General features: G+C 71.2%; 15 protein-coding genes and 1 pseudogene. 5 read left to right on the forward strand and 11 right to left on the reverse strand.

What is annotated here, in order from left to right:
- Positions 1–81 precede the first annotated feature (81 nt).
- On the reverse strand, positions 82–1,854 hold the full coding sequence (locus IF04_RS0117785; protein WP_030257998.1) for a dihydroxyacetone kinase family protein: 1,773 nt from the start codon (positions 1,852–1,854) through the stop codon (positions 82–84).
- 200 nt (positions 1,855–2,054) lie between these two features.
- Here IF04_RS0117785 and IF04_RS0117790 point away from each other — a divergent pair, with 200 nt between their 5' ends.
- Positions 2,055–3,353 (forward strand): MFS transporter, encoded by a 1,299-nt coding sequence (locus tag IF04_RS0117790; protein ID WP_030258001.1) that lies wholly within the window; start codon positions 2,055–2,057, stop codon positions 3,351–3,353.
- Between the two features lie 66 nt (positions 3,354–3,419).
- Here the strand turns inward: IF04_RS0117790 and IF04_RS0117795 are convergent, their stop codons facing one another.
- The 4 genes from IF04_RS0117795 to IF04_RS0117810 all read right to left on the reverse strand — a co-directional run bounded on the left by IF04_RS0117795 (position 3,420) and on the right by IF04_RS0117810 (position 8,457).
- Entirely contained in the window at positions 3,420–3,647 is a 228-nt protein-coding gene (locus tag IF04_RS0117795; protein ID WP_245654431.1) for an acyl-CoA carboxylase epsilon subunit, read from the reverse strand.
- A gap of 35 nt (positions 3,648–3,682) precedes the next feature.
- Positions 3,683–5,266: an acyl-CoA carboxylase subunit beta gene (locus IF04_RS0117800; protein WP_030258009.1), complete on the reverse strand. Its 1,584-nt coding sequence runs from the start codon at positions 5,264–5,266 to the stop codon at positions 3,683–3,685.
- Positions 5,267–5,539: 273 nt separating this feature from the next.
- Positions 5,540–7,945, reverse strand: coding sequence for a polysaccharide lyase 8 family protein (locus IF04_RS0117805; RefSeq protein WP_030258012.1), 2,406 nt, complete (start codon positions 7,943–7,945; stop codon positions 5,540–5,542).
- A gap of 2 nt (positions 7,946–7,947) precedes the next feature.
- A complete protein-coding gene (locus tag IF04_RS0117810) occupies positions 7,948–8,457 on the reverse strand; it encodes a hypothetical protein (RefSeq protein ID WP_030258015.1) in 510 nt (169 codons plus the stop codon).
- Positions 8,458–8,714: 257 nt separating this feature from the next.
- On the opposite strand from IF04_RS0117810, the gene IF04_RS0117815 reads away from it, so the two are divergent.
- The 3 genes from IF04_RS0117815 to IF04_RS0117830 all read left to right on the forward strand — a co-directional run bounded on the left by IF04_RS0117815 (position 8,715) and on the right by IF04_RS0117830 (position 10,697).
- Positions 8,715–9,332 carry a YceI family protein gene (locus IF04_RS0117815; RefSeq protein ID WP_030258017.1) on the forward strand — a complete coding sequence of 206 codons (618 nt, stop codon included), beginning with the start codon at positions 8,715–8,717 and terminating at the stop codon, positions 9,330–9,332.
- 179 nt (positions 9,333–9,511) lie between these two features.
- Entirely contained in the window at positions 9,512–10,222 is a 711-nt protein-coding gene (locus IF04_RS0117825; RefSeq protein ID WP_051831340.1) for a hypothetical protein, read from the forward strand.
- A gap of 4 nt (positions 10,223–10,226) precedes the next feature.
- Positions 10,227–10,697 carry an NUDIX domain-containing protein gene (locus IF04_RS0117830; RefSeq protein WP_030258023.1) on the forward strand — a complete coding sequence of 157 codons (471 nt, stop codon included), beginning with the start codon at positions 10,227–10,229 and terminating at the stop codon, positions 10,695–10,697.
- A 59-nt stretch (positions 10,698–10,756) separates the two neighbouring features.
- On the opposite strand, the pseudogene cimA reads toward IF04_RS0117830, so the two are convergent.
- The 6 genes and pseudogenes from cimA to ureA all read right to left on the reverse strand — a co-directional run.
- Positions 10,757–12,262 (reverse strand): annotated as a pseudogene (gene cimA / locus IF04_RS0117835) (citramalate synthase); the annotation flags it as partial.
- 277 nt (positions 12,263–12,539) lie between these two features.
- Positions 12,540–13,859 (reverse strand): MFS transporter, encoded by a 1,320-nt coding sequence (locus IF04_RS0117840; protein WP_030258030.1) that lies wholly within the window; start codon positions 13,857–13,859, stop codon positions 12,540–12,542.
- A gap of 73 nt (positions 13,860–13,932) precedes the next feature.
- The gene (locus IF04_RS0117845) at positions 13,933–14,562 is read right to left on the reverse strand and encodes a TetR/AcrR family transcriptional regulator (protein WP_030258034.1); all 630 of its coding nucleotides are present in this window, start codon (positions 14,560–14,562) and stop codon (positions 13,933–13,935) included.
- Positions 14,563–14,598: 36 nt separating this feature from the next.
- Positions 14,599–15,663, reverse strand: a complete 1,065-nt coding sequence (locus tag IF04_RS0117850) for an agmatine deiminase family protein (RefSeq protein ID WP_030258038.1) — start codon at positions 15,661–15,663, stop codon at positions 14,599–14,601.
- Between the two features lie 186 nt (positions 15,664–15,849).
- Positions 15,850–17,553: an urease subunit alpha gene (locus IF04_RS0117855; protein WP_030258042.1), complete on the reverse strand. Its 1,704-nt coding sequence runs from the start codon at positions 17,551–17,553 to the stop codon at positions 15,850–15,852.
- Positions 17,550–18,248, reverse strand: a complete 699-nt coding sequence (ureA, locus tag IF04_RS0117860; RefSeq protein WP_030258046.1) for an urease subunit gamma — start codon at positions 18,246–18,248, stop codon at positions 17,550–17,552. The genes IF04_RS0117855 and ureA overlap by 4 nt, the downstream gene beginning before the upstream one ends.
- 198 nt (positions 18,249–18,446) lie before the next feature.
- On the opposite strand from ureA, the gene IF04_RS0117865 reads away from it, so the two are divergent.
- Positions 18,447–19,877 (forward strand): cytosine permease, encoded by a 1,431-nt coding sequence (locus tag IF04_RS0117865; protein ID WP_037959849.1) that lies wholly within the window; start codon positions 18,447–18,449, stop codon positions 19,875–19,877.
- Positions 19,878–19,896 lie beyond the last annotated feature (19 nt).

The raw sequence follows: 19,896 nt of genomic DNA on the forward strand, positions 1-19,896 counted from the left end.
CACACCATGGTGTGCGGGGCCCTTCGCGCGCCCTCAGGGGCGCGGGGAACTGCGCGACCGGCCACGACGGCGCGTCAGCCGTCAGCGCAGCGTGCCGCCCACGGCGGTGACGATCAGCGCAAGCGACGTCGCCCCGGCGTCAGCGTGGCCGTAACCGAGGTCGCCCATGCGGGCCGCGCGGCCCCGTGCCGGTACGAGTTCCGCCGTCGCGGCCGCGGCCTTCGTGGCGGCCTCGGCCGCCGCACGCCAGGCGGTCGCCAGATCCTCGCCCGTACGGGCGCAGAGCTCGGCCCGGAACGGGTCCACCGCATCCAGCATGGTCTTCTCACCGACCTGGGCCCCGCCCAGCTCACTCACCGCCCGCTGCGCCGCAGCCACCGCCTCCGCCAGCAGCGCCGTAGAACAGCCGGCCCCCTCCGGAGCCCGCACGAGAACGGCACCGGTCTCGGCCAGCAACGCCCCGTACAGCGCGCCCGACGCGCCCCCGGAGGCATCGGCGAGGGCGAGACCGGCGGACAGCAGAGCCGCACCCGCCGAGCGCGGATCCCCGGCCGGACCGGGCTCCGCCGCCCGCGCCGCGGCCACCGCAGCCCGTAGCCCGCGGACGATCCCGATGCCGTGGTCCCCGTCGCCAGCGACCGCGTCCAGCCGCCCCAGCTCGTCCTCGTTCGCCTCGACCAGGTCCAGCGCCGCCTGGAGCGCCGCCGTCGCGGGCAGGTCGGCGGCGGACGCCCCGGCCTGCGCCTGCGCCCGCTCGTGCTCAGCGGCGGCCGCCGGGCCCTCCCGTACGTCGTCGGCGTCCCTACGAGGCCCCGGCAGGCTGCGGAACGCCGGGCTGTCGCAGGGCGCGTCGTACAGCTCGGCCAGCTCCTCGTCGAGGACCATCACCGACAGCGAGACGCCCGCCATGTCGAAGGAGGTGACGAACTCGCCGACCTCCGGCCGGAAGGGCGTCAGTCCGGCCTCCTTCAGCCGCCGGTTGACCTGCCGGAAGACGACGAACATCTCCTCGTACTTGGTCCGGCCCAGGCCGTTGAGCAGCACCGCGACCCGGTCGCCCGCGCCCTCGGGCAGCGGGGGCAGCTCCGGGAGCAGGTTGTCGACCAGCTCGTCGGCGAGTTCGGTCGCGGTGAGGCTGCGGGTGGTACGCAGACCGGGCTCGCCGTGGATGCCCATGCCCAGCTCGGTCGTACCGGAATTCACGGTGAACAGCGGCTCGCTCGCGCCGGGCAGGGTGCAGCCGGAGAACGCGGCGCCGAAGGTGCGCGTCATGGCGTTGGCGCGGGCCGCGAGCGCGGTCACGCCCTCCAGGTCGTCGCCGCGTTCGGCCGCCGCGCCCGCCACCTTGAAGACGAAGAAGTCGCCGGCCACCCCACGCCGGTCGCGCGAGGGGTCGATCTCCTGGCCCTCGACCGGCGGCGGGCCGCTGGCCACGTCGTCGGTGACCAGGACGGTACGTACGGGCACGCCCTCGGCGGCGAGCCGGCGCGCCGCCAGGCCGAAGTGCATCACGTCGCCCGCGTAGTTCCCGTAGGACATCAGCACGCCGGCGCCGCCGTCGGCGGCCCTGGCGGTGCGGTAGATCTGCTCGGCGCTGGGGCTGGCGAAGACGTCGCCGACCGCGGCGGCGTCCGCGAGCCCGGGCCCGACCAGTCCCGCGAAGGCCGGGTAGTGGCCGGAGCCGCCGCCGATGACGACGGCGACCTTGCCGGGGCGCGGGGCGTGGTGGCCGACCACGCCGAAGGTGCCGGGGACCCGCCGGAGCGTGCGCGCGTACGCGTCGGCCAGTCCTTCCAGCCAGTCCTCGCGGAAGGTCGCGGCGTTGTGTCCGAGGCCGTCGGGCGTCGTGGTCATCAGGGCACACTCCTTTGTTCTGTCCCTGTTGGATTTAACACCCACATCACAGATTCGTCACCCCTCAGCGCGTAAATCACGCTCGGTGCTGTGAGAACCACGGCCCAGAAAAGCGCGCTTCACATCTTGCATGTGAAGTTCACAGGATTCATGCTGCTGATGTCCCACCGCCACCACTCTCGCTCCTACGGAGGCGCGACATGGCTCCACCATCGGCGCTCTCACTGCCCGACCGCCTCGGCATCCCCAAGGCGCTGGTCTTCGGCTACCTCGGCGTCCTGCTCTTCATGGTCGGCGACGGTGTCGAGTCGGGCTTCATCGCGCCGTACATGGCGGACCACGGCGCCGGTACCGAGGTGCACGCCTCGTACGTCATCACCGCCTACGGTGTCACGGTCATGCTCGCCTCGTGGCTCTCCGGCGCGCTGTCGGACCTGTGGGGGCCGCGCCGGGTGATGCAGCTCGGGCTGGCCGTCTGGATCGTCTTCGACGTCCTCTTCCTGGTCTTCGCGCTCGCCCCGCAGAACTACCCCCTCATGCTGGTCTTCTACGGGCTGCGCGGCTTCGGCTACCCGCTCTTCGCCTTCGGCTTCCTGGTCTGGATCACCGCGACCGCGACCGTGGCCCGGATGGGCACGGCGGTGGGCTGGTTCTACGTGGCCTTCACCGGCGGTCTGCCGACCCTCGGCTCCGTGGTCGCCGGGATCACCAACCCCGTCTTCGGGCAGTTCGGCACGCTCTGGGTGGCGCTCGGGATCATCGCGGTCGGCGGCGCGTTCTGCCTGCTCGGCGTCCGCGAGCGCACCGGCTTCGCCCGCCTCGCCCCGCCCGAGGTGAAGCCCGTCCAGTCCCTCCTCTCCAGCCTCTCCATCGCCTGGACCCACCCCAAGGTCGCGGTCGGCTGCGTGGTCCGCATCATCAACACCGCGCCGGAGTTCGGCTTCCTGGTCTTCCTGCCCACCTTCTTCGCCAAGGAGCTGGGCTTCGGGGAGGGCCGCTGGCTGACCCTGCTGGCCGTCATCTACGGCACCAACGTCTTCTGCAACCTGCTCTTCGGCTGGCTCGGCGACCGGATCGGCTGGCGGAAGACCATCGCCGGCTTCGGCGGCATCGGCTGCGCGATCACCACGCTGACGCTGTACTTCGTCCCGCTGGCCGTCGGCTCCCATTACGGGGTCGCGCTCGTCTGCGGCATGCTCTACGGCGTGACGCTGGCCGGCTTCGTCTCCATCTCGGCCCTGATCCCCGCCCTCGCGCCCGACAAGAAGGGCGGCGCGATGGCCCTGCTGAACCTCGGCGCGGGCGGCGCGGCCTTCGTCGGCCCCGCCATCGTCAGCGTCTTCCTCGGCCCGCTCGGCCCGGGCGGCGTGGTCATCATCTTCGCGGCGCTGTACGTGGTGTCCGCACTGCTGACCCTGTACCTGAAGCTGCCCGGGCAGCAGGGCGAGACCGCTCCCCCGGCGGCCACCACGGCGGAACCGGCCGCGGTGCAGGCCTGACACCGCCGGTACGCGAAGGGCCCCCGTACACCGAGAGGTGTACGGGGGCCCTTCGCGTCGCGTGTGCTACCCCTGCCAGGAGCGCGCGCCGCGGAAGCCGCGCTGGCGCTCCAGCCGGCGCCAGCGCGCGGCCGTGGCGTGCGGCTGCGCCGGGAGCGCGGCCGGCCGGTGGGCGGCGCGGGCGAGCAGCACCGCGGTCAGCGCGGCGAGCTCCTCCTCGCTGGCCTCGCCCTTCTCGACGCGGACCAGGGAACGGTCGGAGGTATCGGCAGGATTCACTTTCGTCGTCTCCAAGGTCGCAGGGTGGCTGCGGTACAGAGCGGTAGGAATTACTGCGGCGGGTTGCCGTGCTTACGGGCCGGCAGGTCGGCGTGCTTGGACCGGAGCATGGCCAGCGAGCGGATCAGCACCTCGCGGGTCTCGGCCGGGTCGATCACGTCGTCGACCAGGCCGCGCTCGGCCGCGTAGTACGGGTGCATCAGCTCGGACTTGTACTCCTTGACCATCCGGGCCCGCATGACCTCCGGGTCGTCCGCCTCGGCGATCTGCTTGCGGAAGATCACGTTGGCCGCGCCCTCGGCGCCCATCACCGCGATCTCGTTCGTCGGCCAGGCATAGGTGAGGTCGGCACCGATGGACTGGGAGTCCATGACGATGTAGGCACCGCCGTAGGCCTTGCGCAGCACGACCGAGATCCGCGGCACGGTGGCGTTGCAGTACGCGTACAGCAGCTTCGCGCCGTGCCGGATGATGCCGCCGTGCTCCTGGTCGACGCCCGGCAGGAAGCCGGGGACGTCCAGCAGCGTGAGGATCGGGATATTGAAAGCATCGCACATCTGGACGAAACGGGCAGCCTTTTCCGACGCCTCGATGTCCAGGACGCCCGCCAGCGACTGCGGCTGGTTGGCGACGATGCCGACGACCTCGCCGTCCATGCGGGACAGCGCGCAGATGATGTTGGTCGCCCAGCGCTCGTGGACCTCCAGGAACTCGCCGTCGTCGACGAGCTCCTCGATGACCTTGCGCATGTCGTACGGGCGGTTGCCGTCGGCCGGCACCAGGTCCAGCAGCGCGTCGCCGACGCGCTCCGCCGGGTCGTCGCAGGGGACGGACGGCGGGTTCTCGCGGTTGTTGGACGGCAGCAGGGCGAGGAGGTAGCGGACCTCCTCCAGGCAGGTGGCCTCGTCGTCGTACGCGAAGTGGCAGACACCCGAGGTCTCGGCGTGCACGTCCGCGCCGCCCAGCCCGTTCTGGGTGATCTCCTCGCCGGTCACCGCGCGGACCACGTCCGGCCCGGTGATGAACATCTGCGAGGTCTCCCGCACCATGAACACGAAGTCCGTCAGGGCCGGGCTGTACGCCGCGCCGCCCGCGCATGGGCCGAGCATCACCGAGATCTGCGGGATGACACCCGACGCCTTGGTGTTGCGCTGGAAGATGCCGCCGTAACCGGCGAGCGCCGAGACGCCCTCCTGGATACGGGCACCGGCGCCGTCGTTCAGCGACACCAGCGGCGCACCGGCCTGAATGGCCATGTCCATGATCTTGTGGATCTTCGTGGCGTGGGCCTCGCCCAGCGCGCCGCCGAAGATCCGGAAGTCGTGCGCGTACACGAAGACGGTACGGCCGTGCACCGTGCCCCAGCCGGTGATCACACCATCGGTGTAGGGCTTCTTGTTCTCCAGCCCGAAGCCGGTCGCCCGGTGCCGGCGCAGGGGCTCCACCTCGTTGAAGGACCCCTCGTCCAGCAGGAGGTCGATTCGCTCGCGGGCGGTGAGCTTGCCCTTGGCGCGCTGGGCCTCGGTGGCGCGCTCACTCGGGCCTCGCCGGGCCTGCTCACGGATCGCGTGCAGCTCGGCGACGCGCCCGCGGGCGTCGTTCGCCTCGGCGGGCGCATCTTCGACAGTGGTCATGCATCGACGGTACGCGGACACCTGCTCATGAACCGATGTCGGTTTCTCACAACGTCGAGCGCGATTTCGTGGGCAGGCAGGACAGAACCACGCTGTACGGGGGACGCGGAGGCGGCCCGGACACGCGGGAGCGGTTTCCGGTCGCTGTGCAGGACCCACAAAAGACACCCGTGTGGTCTTGTGGCGGTCCGCCGGTTGACCGCACATCCCGGCCACCGGGCCGCGATCCGCGGGGCGGCGCGGGATTCCCCCGCACGCCGCCCCACGGCCGGGTCAGTGTGTAGTGACCGTACAGGTGTGCGTGGCGCAGACCTTCCCCGGGCTGATCCGCAGCCGCAGCCGGCGGCCCGTCTCCAGGACCGTGACGCCGGGCCCGGCGCTCACCGCCTCGCGTACCGGGCGGTCCCAGACGAGCTCCAGCGGCCGCCCCGTGCGCGGCGGCTCCGCGACGGACAGCGTCGCCGTCCGGCCGCGCCGGCGCACCAGGACGGAGGACGGCGCCGAGGCGGTCAGCAGCCCCGCCGTCCCGGCCGTCCAGAAGTTCGCCGCGGTCACGCCGAGCGCGAGCACCTCCACCGCCTGCGCCGCGCCCGTGTTGGCGGTGATCCGCAGCCAGTGCCGGTCGGCGGCGCGCGCCGCGAGGGTGCGCGGTCCGGCTCCCGGCATCAGCAGATAGGCGTACGAGGCGTCCGCCGGGTCCGTGCCGTGGTTCCGCCAGAGCGTGAGATAGCGGCGGGTGACGCGCTCCGGCGACGAACCTGTATTGATGTCCCGCCAGGCACCCGTGCGCGCCTCGCGCAGCGCCCGGAGCGGCATGCCGCCGGGGAAGACGTAACCGCCGTGCCCCTGGAGGTGCGCCCAGCGGGCCCGCGGGAAGGCACCGGTCCAGCCGGTCGTCACGGGCTGGCGAACCCCGTCGACGGTGAGGGCCGGGCTCCCCGAGGCACCGAGATTGCGGTTGTCGACGATCGTCTCGGCGGGCACGCCGTCCCGGCCGGTGATCCCCGCGCCGAGGCAGACGACGGTGTCGGAGAGGCAGAACCAGGACTTCTTGGCGCGAAGCGTCGAGGCGAGCCCGCGCACGTCCTGCCCGATGGCGGCGAACTCGCCGTCCGTGGTGCCGCCCACCCACGTGGCCGCGGGCTTGGGCTCGCCCCAGCCGCCGCCCTCGTTGTCGGCGAGCTTCTTGGTGGAGACCGTCGTCCCCGGCAGGCGGTACGGGTCCACCGTCGGCCAGAAGAAGTCGGTGTACTGGCCGCCGCCGAAGTCCGCGCCCCACCAGTAGAGCATTCCGGCGCCGGTGTGCCAGCCGCGCGGATTCTCGCCGTTGCCGTTCTCGTAGTACGCGATCCGGTCCGAGGCCATGGCGATGTTGACGGCGAAGCCGGGTCTGCGGTGCACCGCCCGGTCCATGGCGGGGAAGAGCTTGTGCGCGACCGGCTCGGGCGCCGCGGTGCCGGGCCCCGCGGCCACGGCGGCCAGCCGGGCGGCGTCCGCGACCGTGAACTGACGGTCGGTCAGCACGTCCAGCGTGGTGTCCCGCTCGATCCAGCCCTTCAGCAGTCCGTGCCAGCGGTCCCGCTCGGCGGCGGAGGCGCCCTGCGCGAGTATCGCGACGGCGGCCAACAGTGCGTGCCCGTGGAAGTGGTCGCTGCGCATCACCTTGCGGTCGTCGCTCCGGAGGTAACCGCGGCTTATGGCACGCCCGTTGACGCTGTCCATCATCAGGCCGTTGTGCAGCAGCGGCGCGTAGGCGTTCTCGACACTGTCGAAGATGATCTGCCGCTTCGGGTCGGTCACCTCCCAACTGCTGCCGCGCAGCAGGGTGAAGAGGCGCCCCAGTCCGTCGAGCAGCACGTACCCGTACGTCCCCGAGTACGCGACCCAGGTGTGCTGGATGAACGAGCCGTCGGCGTACAGCCCGTCGCCCTTCTGCACGTACGGGAAGACGGGCGAGAGCGCGTCACGGGCGAGCGCGATCTTCTCCGGCGCCCGGCCGAGGACACCGCGCAGGGCGACGACCCGGCAGAGGTCGACACGGTTGGCGCCGGTGCTCGTACCTGTGTAGTCGCCGAGCATGGAGTCCGGTACGAAGTGGTCGACGGCAGCGAGGTAGGCGGCGCGCTGGGCGTCGGTCAGCCGGTCGTCCAGGATCGCCACGGTGTCCAGCAGCAGCCGCGGGCTGCCGATCTGCCACTCCCACCAGTTGCCGTACCGGGTCGTGGCGGGGTTGTAGACCCGCGCCTCCAGATGATCGAGCCCCTTGATCACGTCGGCGGCGAGCGAGGCGTCCCCGGTGAGCCCGGTGCCGTCCTGCGCGTACGCCTGCGCCATGGTGTTCAGGCGGCTGTAGCTCTGGGTGATGCCGGCCGGCGGGTCGAAGGGGTGGTCGGGCCAGAGCGAGGAGTCGGCGGGCGCCATTTCGGCACGGAAGCGGCGCGCGAGGTCGCCGGTCTCCTTCAGGCGGGAGGCGTACGGCTCGGCGCCCGGGTCGTATCCCGTACCGAGCTGAAGCTCCAGCCAGCGCCGCCGCAGGGTGGCGAACTCGTCGTCGGCGGGGACCGCTTGGGCCGCTCCGGCGGCGCGGGCACCCGACGCAGGCAGGGCGAGTGCGGCCGCGCCCGCGCCGCCCGCCGCGAGGAAGCCCCTACGGGACCAGTGGGAAGCACAGGCAGCCATGGTCAGCAGCCGCCGCAGTTGTAGTAGAGGACGTCCCAGTGCGACCCCTCCTTGGCATAGATGTTGCCGGAGCCGGACTTGTACATGGGGGCGCCGTCGCCACGTACGCCGATGTAGGTGAACGTACCGGTCACGTAGTTGCTGACGCAGCTGGAGAGGGCGAAGTCCAGCTTGAAGCCGTTCCAGTGGCTGTACGTGCCGCTCGCATGCCCGGTCTCGGTACCGCCAGTGATGTTCAGCGCGCAGCCGCTCGCCTTCTTGAGCGTGACGGCGCCCTGGGCGGTGGGCTGATTGAGCTGGTCGAAGGACGTGCAGGTCGGAGTGTTGCGGTCCGAGCAGCCGCCGGAGGAGGACCAGGTGATTCCGGCGTTCCGGAACATCGTGGTGGCCTGCGCGTGAGTGAGCTTGGTGACGGCGTGCGCCTCGCCGGCGTCGGTGAGGACGCCGAAGCCGGGGGCGAACAGGGCGCCGAGGACGAGGGTCAGCGCGCTGAGGACGGTACGGGCTCTCAAGGGGAACCTCCTGCGGTGAACCGGTGAACCGTGCGACGGATGATTCGGCGGTGCAGGTGGAGCACCGCAGATGATGCCCGACCTCTACGCGCGTCGCCAGCCCTCGCGAGCAGGGCGGATGAAGGCCGTACGGCATCCCTCCGACAGAAAGGTTGAAACTTGAACCAGTAGCGGTTACGCTGAATCTCGTTGAAGGTTAAACAACACAACCTTTCGCCACCCCGAGGTCTCCCCGACCCGTCCCCCGAGGAGGAGCCATGGCTCTGTTCAACCGCAAGCGCACCGCCGAGACCGCTGCCCCCGCCGCCACCGCGACCCTCGTGGCGGACCCGGCGCTGGCCGCCCTGACCGGCGACTACACCATCGACCCGGCGCACAGCAGCATCGGCTTCACGGTGCGGCACGCCATGGTCACCAACGTCCGCGGCTCCTTCGCCGAGCACGAGGGCACGCTGCACCTCGACGGCTCCGACCCGGCCGCCTCGACCGCGAACATCGACGTGAAGATCGACAGCATCGACACCGGCATCGCGGACCGCGACGGCCACCTGAAGAGCGCCGACTTCTTCGACGCCGAGCAGTTCCCGCTGATGACCTTCCGGTCCGTCGGTGTCGAGCAGGTCGGCGCCGAGACGTACCGCGTCACCGGCAACCTCACGATCAAGGACGTCACCAAGCCGCTCGCCATCGACCTGGAGTTCAACGGCGCGGCCACCGACGTCTACGGCGCGCAGCGCGTGGGCTTCGAGGGCAGCGCCGAGATCCTCCGCTCGGAGTGGGGCCTGACCTGGAACGCGGCGCTGGAGACGGGCGGCGTGATGGTCAGCGACAAGGTGAAGCTGACGTTCGACATCTCGGCGGTGAAGGCGGGCTGACCCGTCCCAGTAAGCGCCGCGGCCCCGGCCAGTCCTTTCCCCCGGGGACCGTCCGGGGCCGCGGCGCTTACTGGAGCGGGAAGGGCAGTCGCTCGCCGTGCCATTCGAGCATGTGGCGGCGGTACCGGATACGGGCATCCACCTCGCCCGAGAGGTCCCGCTCGTCAGCGGCAGCCCGCATGTGGGTCAGCAGGGTGGCCGGCCTGGCGGATGCAACGGGTGTCGATACCAAGTCCGTTGAACGCTGGCTCAACCTCGGCCGAACCCCCAGGCGCGCTACGGCGCTTCAAACTGCCGAAGTCTTAGGGGAAGACGTGCACGCACTCTGGCCGGCGCTACGACAGCCACGCGCCGCACGGGCAGTGAGCCCGGAACTGGTCGCACTGTACGAACAGCGGGCGGACATGCCGGTGTCCGTGCTCATCGATCTCATGGCCCGGGCCCGTAAAGGCATCGACATTCTTGTCTACGCAGCCGTGTTCCTGCATGAGGCGTATCCCCGGCTCAATGGCCTTCTGCGAGAGCGAGCAGCCGAGGGCTGCACCGTACGCATTGCCGTCGGCGACGCCGACAGTGAGAACGTCCAGCAGCGGGGCAGGGAAGAGAGGTTCGGGCACGGCATCGAGTCACGCTGCCGGCTTGCGCTCATGCACTACCAGCCGCTGTCCGGCGTACCAGGGATCGAGCTGCGTACGCACGGGACGACGCTCTACAACAGCCTGTACCGCGCGGACGACCAGTTGCTGGTGAATGCACACGTGTGGGGCGTGAACGCGTACGCCGCACCCGTATGGCACCTGCGGCAGAGCAACGACAACGGCAACCTGTTCAAGACCTACGCGGACAGCTTCGACGCCGTGTGGGAGACCGCACGCCCCGTGACAGGGTGACGCCATGGCCCGTACCGAATACTTCGACGATCCGGACGCCCCCGAGCCGAACAGCATGGTCGTGGCGGCTTCCGCCGTGGTCACGGATGCCGAGGGGCGCATCCTTCTCCAGAGGCGCGTCGACAACGGTCTGTGGGCCCTCCCGGGGGGCGCCATGGAGCTGGAGGACTCCTTGCCCGGTGCAGCGGTCCGAGAAGTCAAGGAAGAGACCGGGCTGGACGTGGAAATCACTGGTCTGGTCGGTACGTACACGGATCCCCGCCACGTCATCGAGTACGGTGACGGCGAGGTACGGCGGCAGTTCAACGTGTGTTTCACGGCGCGCGCGGTCGGGGGGGCACTGGCCGTCTCGGACGAGTCGACGGAAGTCCGGTTCGTGGCGCCGAGGGACATCGATGCACTGTCCATGCACCACACACAGCGGCTTCGCCTGCGGCATTTCCTGGAGAACCGCCCGGATCCCTATCTGGGGTAGCCGCCAGAGCGCGGCCCCGCCCCGTTCGCAAGAACCGGGCGGGGCCGCCGTCGTACCGGTCAGTCCTCCGGCGTCACTCCCGCGCGCACCAGCCCGTACGCGTACGCGTCGTCCAGGGCCTGCCAGGATGCGGCGATCACGTTCTCCGCGACGCCGACCGTGGACCACTCGCCGCGGCCGTCGCTCGTGGAGACGAGGACGCGGGTGATCGAGCCCGTGCCGAGCGCGCCCTCCAGGATGCGGACCTTGTAGTCCACCAGCTCCAGCTCCGCGAGCTGCGGGTAGATCTGCTCCAGTGCCACCCGCAGCGCCCGGTCCAGCGCGTTGACCGGGCCGTTGCCCTCCGCCGTGGCCACTATCCGCTCGCCCTTGGCCCACAGCTTCACGGTCGCCTCGTTGGCGTGCGTGCCGTCGGGGCGGTCCTCGACGATCGCGCGCCAGGACTCGACGGTGAAGTACCGCAGCGGCTTGCCCTGGACCTCCTCGCGGAGGAGGAGTTCGAAGGAGGCGTCGGCGGCCTCGTAGGTGTACCCGGCCAGCTCGCGCTCCTTGACGCGCTCGACGACCCGGGCGACCAGCTCGCGGTCCTCGCCGAGCTCTATGCCCAGCTCCTTGCCCTTGAGCTCGATGGAGGCGCGGCCCGCCATGTCGGAGACCAGCATCCGCATGGTGTTGCCGACCAGCTCGGGATCGATGTGCTGGTACAGGTCGGGGTCGACCTTGATCGCGGAGGCGTGCAGGCCCGCCTTGTGCGCGAAGGCGGAAACGCCGACGTAGGGCTGGTGGGTGGAGGGCGTGAGGTTGACGACCTCGGCGATGGCGTGCGAGATCCGGGTGGTCTCGGCGAGCTTGCCCTCGGGCAGCACCTTGCGGCCGTACTTCAGCTCCAGCGCGGCGACCACCGGGAAGAGGTTGGAGTTGCCGACCCGCTCGCCGTAGCCGTTGGCGGTGCACTGCACGTGCGTGGCGCCCGCGTCGACCGCCGCCAGGGTGTTGGCCACCGCGCAGCCCGTGTCGTCCTGGGCGTGGATGCCCAGCCGCGCGCCGGTGTCCGCCAGTACGGTCCGTACCACCGCGGTGACCTGCGCGGGGAGCATGCCGCCGTTGGTGTCGCAGAGGACCACGACGTCCGCGCCGGCCTCGGACGCGGTCTTCACGACCTTCTTCGCGTAGTCGGCGTCCAGCGCGTAGCCGTCGAAGAAGTGCTCGCAGTCCAGGAAGACCCGGCGGCCCTGCGCGCGCAGGTACGCGACGGTGTCCCGGATCATCGCCAGGTTCTCGTCGAGGGTGGTGCGCAGCGCCAGCTCCACGTGCCGGACGTGGGACTTGGCGACCAGCGTGATCACCGGGGCCTTGGAGTCCAGCAGCGCCGCGACCTGCGCGTCGTCCTCCACCCGCACGCCCGCCTTGCGGGTGGCGCCGAACGCCACGAGCTGTGCGTGCCGGAAGGGCACCTCTTCCTGCACCCGCTGGAAGAATTCGGTGTCCCGGGGGTTGGCGCCGGGCCAGCCGCCTTCGATGAAGCCCACGCCGAAGTCGTCCAGGTGGCGCGCGATCGTCAGCCTGGCTCCTGTCGGGATCTTCGGTCTACCGGAATGACCGGTGCCACCGTCCCCCTATGATCCCTCGCGCTTCCGTTCCCGGTGACGGGTGGGCCGGGAAACGAAAAAACCTCTCGCGGGTGCGAGAGGTCTGCGCGCGGGTCTGGGACGACGGTGCCGCGCCGTACTCGGTTTGGTACGGGGCGGTCACTGCGGACCGGCGCGCCTGCTGCCAATAATCATGGCGAACGAGAGCATGGGGGCAGTCTTGCATATGACTGCCCCCAAAGCGCCCACCGTCTCAGGATGCGAGCAGCCGCTCGTCCTTGCCGGTGCCCTTGTCGTCCTTGGCGACCCGGTGCAGGTCGATCGTCCGGGTCTCGCGCATCGTCAGGTAGACGACGAGGGAGACGGCGGCGCAGCCGGCGACGTACCAGTAGTAGCCGGATTCGTTGCCGCCGCTCTTGAACCACAGGGCGACGTACTCGGCGGTGCCGCCGAAGAGGGCGTTGGCGATGGCGTACGGGAGGGCGACGCCGAGGGCGCGGATGCCGGTGGGGAACAGCTCGGCCTTCACGCAGGCGTTGATCGAGGTGTAGCCGGTGACGACGACGAGGGCGAGCAGGGCGAGGCCGAGGGCGGGCCAGAACGAGCCGGCGTGCCGCAGCAGCGTCATGATCGGCACGGTGAGGAAGGTCGAGCCGATCGCGAAGGTGATCAGCAGCGGGCGGCGGCCGATGCGGTCGGACAGCCGGCCGGCCAGCGGCTGGATGCACATGAAGACGAAGAGGGCGCAGAAGCTGACGAGGGAGGCGGTCGGCTTGTCCATGCCGGCGCTGCCGGAGAGGTACTTGGTGAGGTAGGTGGTGTACGTGTAGTACGCCACGGTGCCGCCCATGGTGAGCGCGATGACGAGGAACGCCTCGCGCTTGTGGGCCCAGAGCGCCTTGAGGGTGCCGCGTGCGGGGTCGGCGTTGGCGCTGTCGTCCGCGGCGTAGACCTCGGTCTCCAGCATGTTGCGGCGGAGGTAGAAGACGATGCCGGCGCCGAGTGCGCCGATGATGAAGGGGATGCGCCAGGCCCAGCTGTGCAGGGCGTCCTCGGACATGGTGCGCTGCAGGATGATCTGGAGGCCGAGGCCGAGGAGCTGGCCGGCGGTCATGGAGACGTACTGGAAGCTGGAGGCGAAGCCGCGGCGGCCGGGTGCGGAGGCTTCGGTGAGGTAGGTGGCGCTGGCCGCGTATTCGCCGCCGACGGAGAGGCCCTGGAGCATGCGGGCGATGAGGAGGACGGCGACGCCGCCGTAGCCGGCGACTTCGTAGGTCGGGGCGACGGCGATGAGGACGGCGGAGGCGGACATCAGGGTGACGGTGAGCGTCAGGGCGGCCTTGCGGCCCTTGCGGTCGCCGACGCGGCCGAGCAGCCAGCCGCCGACGGGCCGCATGAAGAAGCCGACCGCGAAGACGCCCATGGTGTTCATGAGGTTGGCGGTCTCATTGCCCTTGGGGAAGAAGGAGTCCGCGAAGTACACGGCGAAGCTCGCGTACACGAACCAGTCGAACCACTCGACCATGTTGCCGGCCGAGCCGACCCAGATCTTCTTCCATTGCTCTCGTCCCATAGCGGAAAACGGTGCCGGAGCTGGGGCTGGACGGCAAGGTGCACCAGGCAACGATCAGGCGACGTTCTGTGCGTTACGTTCCCGCGGCGGTGTCGGGCGGGGTCAGTGCCTCGTCGAGGAAGTCGCGTACGTGACCGAGGACGTCATCGCGGGAGAGGCCGGGGAGGCCGACGACGAGGTGGGTGCCGAAGCCGTCGAGCAGGGCGCGGGTGCGGACGGCGAAGCGTTCGGCGTCCACGGGGCGCAGTTCGCCCTTGGAGGCGCCTTCGACGAGGAGGGCGACCAGGTCGCGGTGCCAGGCGAGTTCCAGGTCGAGCTGGCGTTCGCGGGTGGGGTCGTCGGCGTTCTGGGAGCGGTTCCAGACCTCCAGCCAGAGGGTCCAGCGCGGGTCGCGGTGGCCTTCGGGGAGGTAGAGGTCGACCAGGGCGTCGATGCGGGCGCGGGCGGGGACGCGGCGGGCCAGCTCGGCGCGGCGTTCCGCGCCGAGCTGTTCTTCGCTCCACTGCAGGGTCTGGAGCAGCAGCTCGTCCTTGGTGCCGAAGTAGTACAGGATGTGGCCGCTGCTCATGCCGACCTCGCGGCCGAGTCCGGCCATGGTGAGCCGGTCCAGGCCCTCCTCCGCGATGGTGGTCATGGCCGCGGCGAGCACCTGTTCGCGCGGCTGGCTGAGGCGCCGCCGGGGACGGCGCTCGGGACCGGGCACGGGGACCTCCTGGACCGGCTGATCGGGTCCGCTGATTCAGACCTTGGGCTGCTGCTGGGTGATGCAGTGGATGCCGCCACCCGCAGCGAAGATCGTACGGGCGTCGACGAGGGTGACCGTACGGTCGGGGAAGAGCCGGCGGAAGATGCCGGCCGCGTGCTCGTCGCGCGGGTCGTCGAAGGCGCAGAGGACGACGCCGTCGTTGCAGAGGTAGTGGTTGATGTAGGAGTAGTCGACGAACTCGCCGTCCTCCTCGATGACGGTGGGCGCGGGGACCTCGACGACCTCGAGCTGCCGGCCGCGGGCGTCGGTGGCGGCCTTGAGGATCTTGACGATCTCGGCGCAGACGGCGTGGTCGGGGTGGGCGGGGTCGGGCTGGGTGTGCACGACGACGGTACCGGGGCGGGCGAAGGCGGCGACGATGTCGACGTGGCCGCGGGTGCCGAACTGGCCGTAGTCGGCGGTCAGTCCGCGCGGCAGCCAGATGGCCTTGGTGGTGCCGAGGAAGGCGTGGATCTCGGCCTCGACCTCTTCGCGGGTGCGGCCGGGGTTGCGGCCGGGGTCGAGCTGGACGGTCTCGGTGAGGAGGACGGTGCCCTCGCCGTCGATGTGGAGGCCGCCGCCCTCGTTGACGAGGGGGGTGGGGTAGCGGCGGGCGCCCGCGAGGCCCGCGACCTCGCCGGCGATCTTCGCGTCGTGCTTCCAGCTCGCCCATTCCTGGGCGCCCCAGCCATTGAACACCCAGTCGGTGGCGGCCAGTTGGCCGTTTCCGGTGAGGAAGGTGGGGCCGATGTCGCGCATCCAGGCGTCGTCGAGCTCGCGCTCGACGATGTCGATGTCCGAGCCGAGCAGGCCGCGCGCGGCGGCGGTCCGGCCGGGGCCCGCGACGACGGTGACCGGCTCGAAGCGGCGGATCGCGCGGGCTACTCGTGCCCAGGCGACGCGTGCTTCGGAGAGCGTGCTGCCGCCCTCCTCGCCGAAGGTGAAGTTGGCACTGGGCCAGGCCATCCAGGTGCGCTCGTGCGGCGCCCACTCGGGGGGCATCGTGTAGCCGTCGGCGGCCGGGGTCGCCCCGGCGGAGGGCAGGGGAAGCGTCGTCATGGGCTGCGTCCTTGCAGGTGGGAAGGGCAGGTGGGAAGGAGGGCGAGGCCGGCGCCGCCACCTGGTGAGGGGTGGCAGCGCCGGGACCGCCCGAGGCAGGGACGTGGCCCCGGGCGGGGTGCGGGGGCCGGAGGGACGCGCCCTCCGGCGAGCGGCGGCGCGGCTCGGAAAACGAACCGCTGCGGCTCAGAGGAAGTACAGCCGCGAGAGCGACACGTACTCGGCGGGGTCGGAGCGCATCGGGGCGCCGTCCAGCGTGACCAGGCCGCTGTCGCCGTCGACCTGGACGCTGCCGACGCGGTCGTTCAGCAGCAGGTCGCGCGGGCCGATGCCGCGGGTGCCGCGGACGGCGACGCGCCGGCGGCGGGTGGGCAGCGAGTCGAAGGCCTTGCCGGGCGAGCCCGCCTCGACCGCGGCGCCGGAGACGAAGGCGACGGAGAGGTCGGCGGCGGTGGCGCCGTGCCCGCCGAACAGCGGGCCCATGACGAGCGGTTCGCAGGTGTCGGTGGCGGCGTTGGGGTCGCCGGTGACGCCCCACGCGGGGAAGCCGGACTTCAGGACCATCTGCGGCTTGGCGCCGAAGTAGCGCGGCTGCCACAGCGAGATGTCGGCCATCTTGCCGACTTCGAGGGAGCCGATCTCGTGCGAGAGGCCGTGTGCGATGGCGGGGTTGATGGTGAGCTTGGCCATGTAGCGCAGGACGCGCGCGTTGTCGTCGTGCGCGCCGTCGCCTTCCATGGGGCCGAGCTCGGCCTTCATCTTGCCGGCCATGGCGAAGGTACGGCGGACGGTCTCGCCGGCGCGGCCCATGCCCTGCGCGTCGGAGGAGGTGATGCCGATGGCGCCCAGGTCGTGCAGGACGTCCTCGGCACCCATCGTCCCGGCGCGGATCCGGTCGCGGGCCATGGCCGCGTCGCCGGGCAGGTCGGTCTTCAGGTCGTGGACGGAGACGATCATCCCGTAGTGCTCGGCGACCGCGTCCCGTCCGAAGGGCAGGGTGGGGTTGGTGGAGGAGCCGATGACGTTCTCCACGCCGGCCATCTTCAGGACGTTCGGTACGTGTCCGCCGCCGCAGCCCTCGATGTGGAAGGCGTGGATCGTACGGCCGTCCAGGACCTTCAGGGTGTCCTCGACGGAGAGGCACTCGTTCAGGCCGTCGCTGTGCAGCGCGACCTGGACGTCGTGCTCCTCGGCGACGCGCAGCGCGGTGTCCAGGGCGCGGGTGTGCGCGCCCATGTCCTCGTGGACCTTGAAGCCGGAGGCGCCGCCCTCGGCGAGCGCCTCGACGAGCGGGGCGGGGTCGGAGGACGAGCCGCGGCCGAGGAAGCCGATGTTGACGGGCCAGGCGTCGAAGGAGTTGAAGGCGTGCCGCAGGGCCCAGGGCGAGTTGACGCCGACGCCCCAGACGGGGCCGAACTCCTGGCCGATGATCGTGGTGACGCCGGAGGCGAGGGACGCCTCCATGATGCGCGGCGAGAGCAGGTGGACGTGGGTGTCCACCGCGCCCGCCGTGGCTATCAGGCCCTCGCCGGAGACGATCGAGGTGCCGGTGCCGACGACGACGTCGACGCCTTCCATGGTGTCGGGGTTGCCGGCCCGTCCGATGCCGCTGATCCGGCCCTCGCGGATGCCGATGGAGACCTTGCGGATGCCCTGTACGGCGTCGATGACCAGCACGTTGCTGATGACGACGTCGCAGGTCTCGCGGACGGCGGCGGCCTTGAGGTGCAGTCCGTCGCGGGCGGTCTTGCCGAAGCCGGCGAGGAATTCGTCGCCGGGCTTCTGGGCGTCGGACTCGACGCGTACGACGAGGCCGGTGTCGCCCAGGACGACCCGGTCGCCGGCCCGGGGGCCGTGTACGGACGCGTACTCCTGCGGATCGATGGTCATGCCCGCTCCTCCTCGCTGCTCGCCCCCAGATAGCCGCAGGCGGCCGCCCGCCGCAGTGCTTCTTCCTTCGCGCCCGGCGCGTCCAGCGGGCCGTCCACCAGGCCCGCGAAGCCGATCGCGATCCGGTCGCCGCCGATCGGCACGAGGCCGACCTCTTCCTCGGCGCCCGGGTCGAAGCGCTGGGAGGAGCCGGCGGGGACGTTCAGCCGCATGCCGTACGCGGCGGCGCGGTCGAAGTCGAGCCGGGGGTTGGCCTCGAAGAAGTGGAAGTGGGAGGTGACGCTGACCGGGACGGTAGCGGTGTTGCGGACGCGGACGGTCAGCGCGGGCGCCGGGGCCTCGTCGGCCGGGCCCGGCAGTACCGCGCCCGGCGCGGCGTCGCCCTGCGAGCCCCCGCCGATCGGGTCGCTGACCACGGCGAGCCGGGAGCCGTCGTCGAAAACCGCCTCGACGTGCACCTCGGTCACCACGTCGGCGACGCCGGGCAGCACGTCGTCCGGGCCGAGGACCGCGCGGGCCGCCGCGATGGCGTCGGCCAGCCGGCCGCCGTCCCTGGCCACCTCGCAGACCGTGTCCGCGACCAGCGCGGTCGTCTCGGGCACGTTCAGCTTCAGGCCGCGTGCCCTGCGCGCTCTCGCCAGTTCGGCGGCGCCGAACAGCAGCAGCCGGTCGCGCTCGGTCGGGGTCAGCCGCATGCCACCACACCTCCTGATCGATTTGAGCGCCACTCTAACCAAGGAAACCGGTTGTCCGAAAGGGTTGACCGGGCACAGGGGCATGGGTCACATTGAGCGCCGCTCAATAAAAGCGGAACGCCACTCACCGGAATCGGAACGCCACGCACCGGGGCGGTACCGCCCAGCACTCGTCCGGCCTCTCAGAGGAGCCCTCTCATGCCGATCGAACAACGCGGAGTCGACACGATTCCTGACGAGGAGCGCACCAGCCGCCCCCGCGACCTCGTCTCCATCCTGCTCGGCTCGAACCTCGCCCTGGGCGTGGTGATCTTCGGCTGGCTGCCGGTCTCCTTCGGACTGGGCTTCTGGCCGTCGGTGACCTCCCTCACCGTGGGCACCCTCGTCGGCACGCTCCTGACCGCGCCGCTCGCCCTGGTCTCCCTGCGGACCGGCACCAACCTCTCCACCAGCAGCGGCGCGCACTTCGGCGTGCGCGGCCGGCTCGTCGGCTCGGTGATCGGCCTGCTGCTCTCGCTCGGGTACACCGCGCTCACCCTCTGGGTCGGCGGCGACGCGGTCGTCGGCACCCTCGCCCGGCTCATCGGCCTGCCCGACGGCGGCGCCAGCTACGCGGCCGTGTACGCGCTGCTCGCGGTCTGCACCGCGGCCGGCGCGGTCTACGGCTACAAGCTGCTGCTCCGCCTCTCCCGCGTCCTCGCGCTCGGCATGTCCGCGATCCTCCTCGTCGGACTGTTCGCGTACGCGCCCGACTTCACCACCGCGGCGCCGCAGGGCAGCGAGTACCTCCTCGGCGCCTTCTGGCCCACCTGGCTGCTCGCCGTCGTCTCGGCCGGCCTCAGCGGACCGATCGCCTTCATCACCCTGCTCGGCGACTACACCCGCTACATCTCCCCGCGCCGCCACAGCTCCCGCAAGGTCTTCCTCGCGACCTGTCTCGGCCTGGTCGCGGGGCTGCTGGTCCCCCAGCTCTTCGGCACCTTCACCGCGCTCGCGGTCGGCGCGGCCGACGACTACGCCGGCCCGCTCGTCGCGGGCGCCCCCTTCTGGTTCCTCGTCCCGCTCTTCCTCGCCGCCTCCGCGGGCTCGGTCGGCAACGCGGGCCTGATGCTGTACTCGATGGGCCTGGACCTGGACGCGATCCTGCCGCGGGCCACCCGTACCCAGGCCACGTACGTGGTCGCCGCGGTCGCCACGTTCTTCGTCTACGTCGGCCACTTCGCCTGGGACGCGCAGGACGCGATGACCTCCTTCGTCCTGCTGCTCACCGCGGTCGGCACACCCTGGGCGGTGCTCACCGTCATCGGCTACGTCCGCTGCCGCGGGGTCTACGACTCCGAGGCGCTGCAGGTCTACAACCGCCGTGCCCGGGGCGGCCGTTACTGGTACACGGCGGGCTGGAACGTGCCCGCGACGGTGACCTGGGCGGCCGGCTCGGTGGTCGGCCTGGCCGCGGTGGACACCCCGCTCTACACCGGCCCGCTCGTCCCGTACACCGGCGGCATCGACCTGTCCTTCCTGCTGTCGGCGCTGGTCACGGCCGCGCTGTACGGGGTGCTGACGCGGCGTCCGGCGACGGTGCCGGCGACCGTGGCCCCGGTGGAGGAGGCACCCGCGGAGGTGCCGTAGGAGGGACCACGGACCACGG

This window comes from Streptomyces violens (assembly GCF_000717745.1).
GTDB classification, from domain to species: Bacteria; Actinomycetota; Actinomycetes; order Streptomycetales; family Streptomycetaceae; genus Streptomyces; species Streptomyces violens.

Bases quoted from the DNA above. Each gene is read 5' to 3' on its own strand.
- IF04_RS0117840 (WP_030258030.1), bottom strand. From the start codon at position 13,859: ATGGGACGAGAGCAATGGAAGAAGATCTGGGTCGGCTCGGCCGGCAAC.
- IF04_RS0117825 (WP_051831340.1), top strand. From the start codon at position 9,512: ATGTGGGTCAGCAGGGTGGCCGGCCTGGCGGATGCAACGGGTGTCGAT.
- IF04_RS0117790 (WP_030258001.1), top strand. From the start codon at position 2,055: ATGGCTCCACCATCGGCGCTCTCACTGCCCGACCGCCTCGGCATCCCC.
- IF04_RS0117855 (WP_030258042.1), bottom strand. From the start codon at position 17,553: ATGACCATCGATCCGCAGGAGTACGCGTCCGTACACGGCCCCCGGGCC.
- IF04_RS0117785 (WP_030257998.1), bottom strand. From the start codon at position 1,854: ATGACCACGACGCCCGACGGCCTCGGACACAACGCCGCGACCTTCCGC.
- IF04_RS0117850 (WP_030258038.1), bottom strand. From the start codon at position 15,663: ATGACGACGCTTCCCCTGCCCTCCGCCGGGGCGACCCCGGCCGCCGAC.
- IF04_RS0117800 (WP_030258009.1), bottom strand. From the start codon at position 5,266: ATGACCACTGTCGAAGATGCGCCCGCCGAGGCGAACGACGCCCGCGGG.
- IF04_RS0117830 (WP_030258023.1), top strand. From the start codon at position 10,227: ATGGCCCGTACCGAATACTTCGACGATCCGGACGCCCCCGAGCCGAAC.
- ureA (WP_030258046.1), bottom strand. From the start codon at position 18,248: ATGCGGCTGACCCCGACCGAGCGCGACCGGCTGCTGCTGTTCGGCGCC.
- IF04_RS0117865 (WP_037959849.1), top strand. From the start codon at position 18,447: ATGCCGATCGAACAACGCGGAGTCGACACGATTCCTGACGAGGAGCGC.
- IF04_RS0117805 (WP_030258012.1), bottom strand. From the start codon at position 7,945: ATGGCTGCCTGTGCTTCCCACTGGTCCCGTAGGGGCTTCCTCGCGGCG.
- IF04_RS0117815 (WP_030258017.1), top strand. From the start codon at position 8,715: ATGGCTCTGTTCAACCGCAAGCGCACCGCCGAGACCGCTGCCCCCGCC.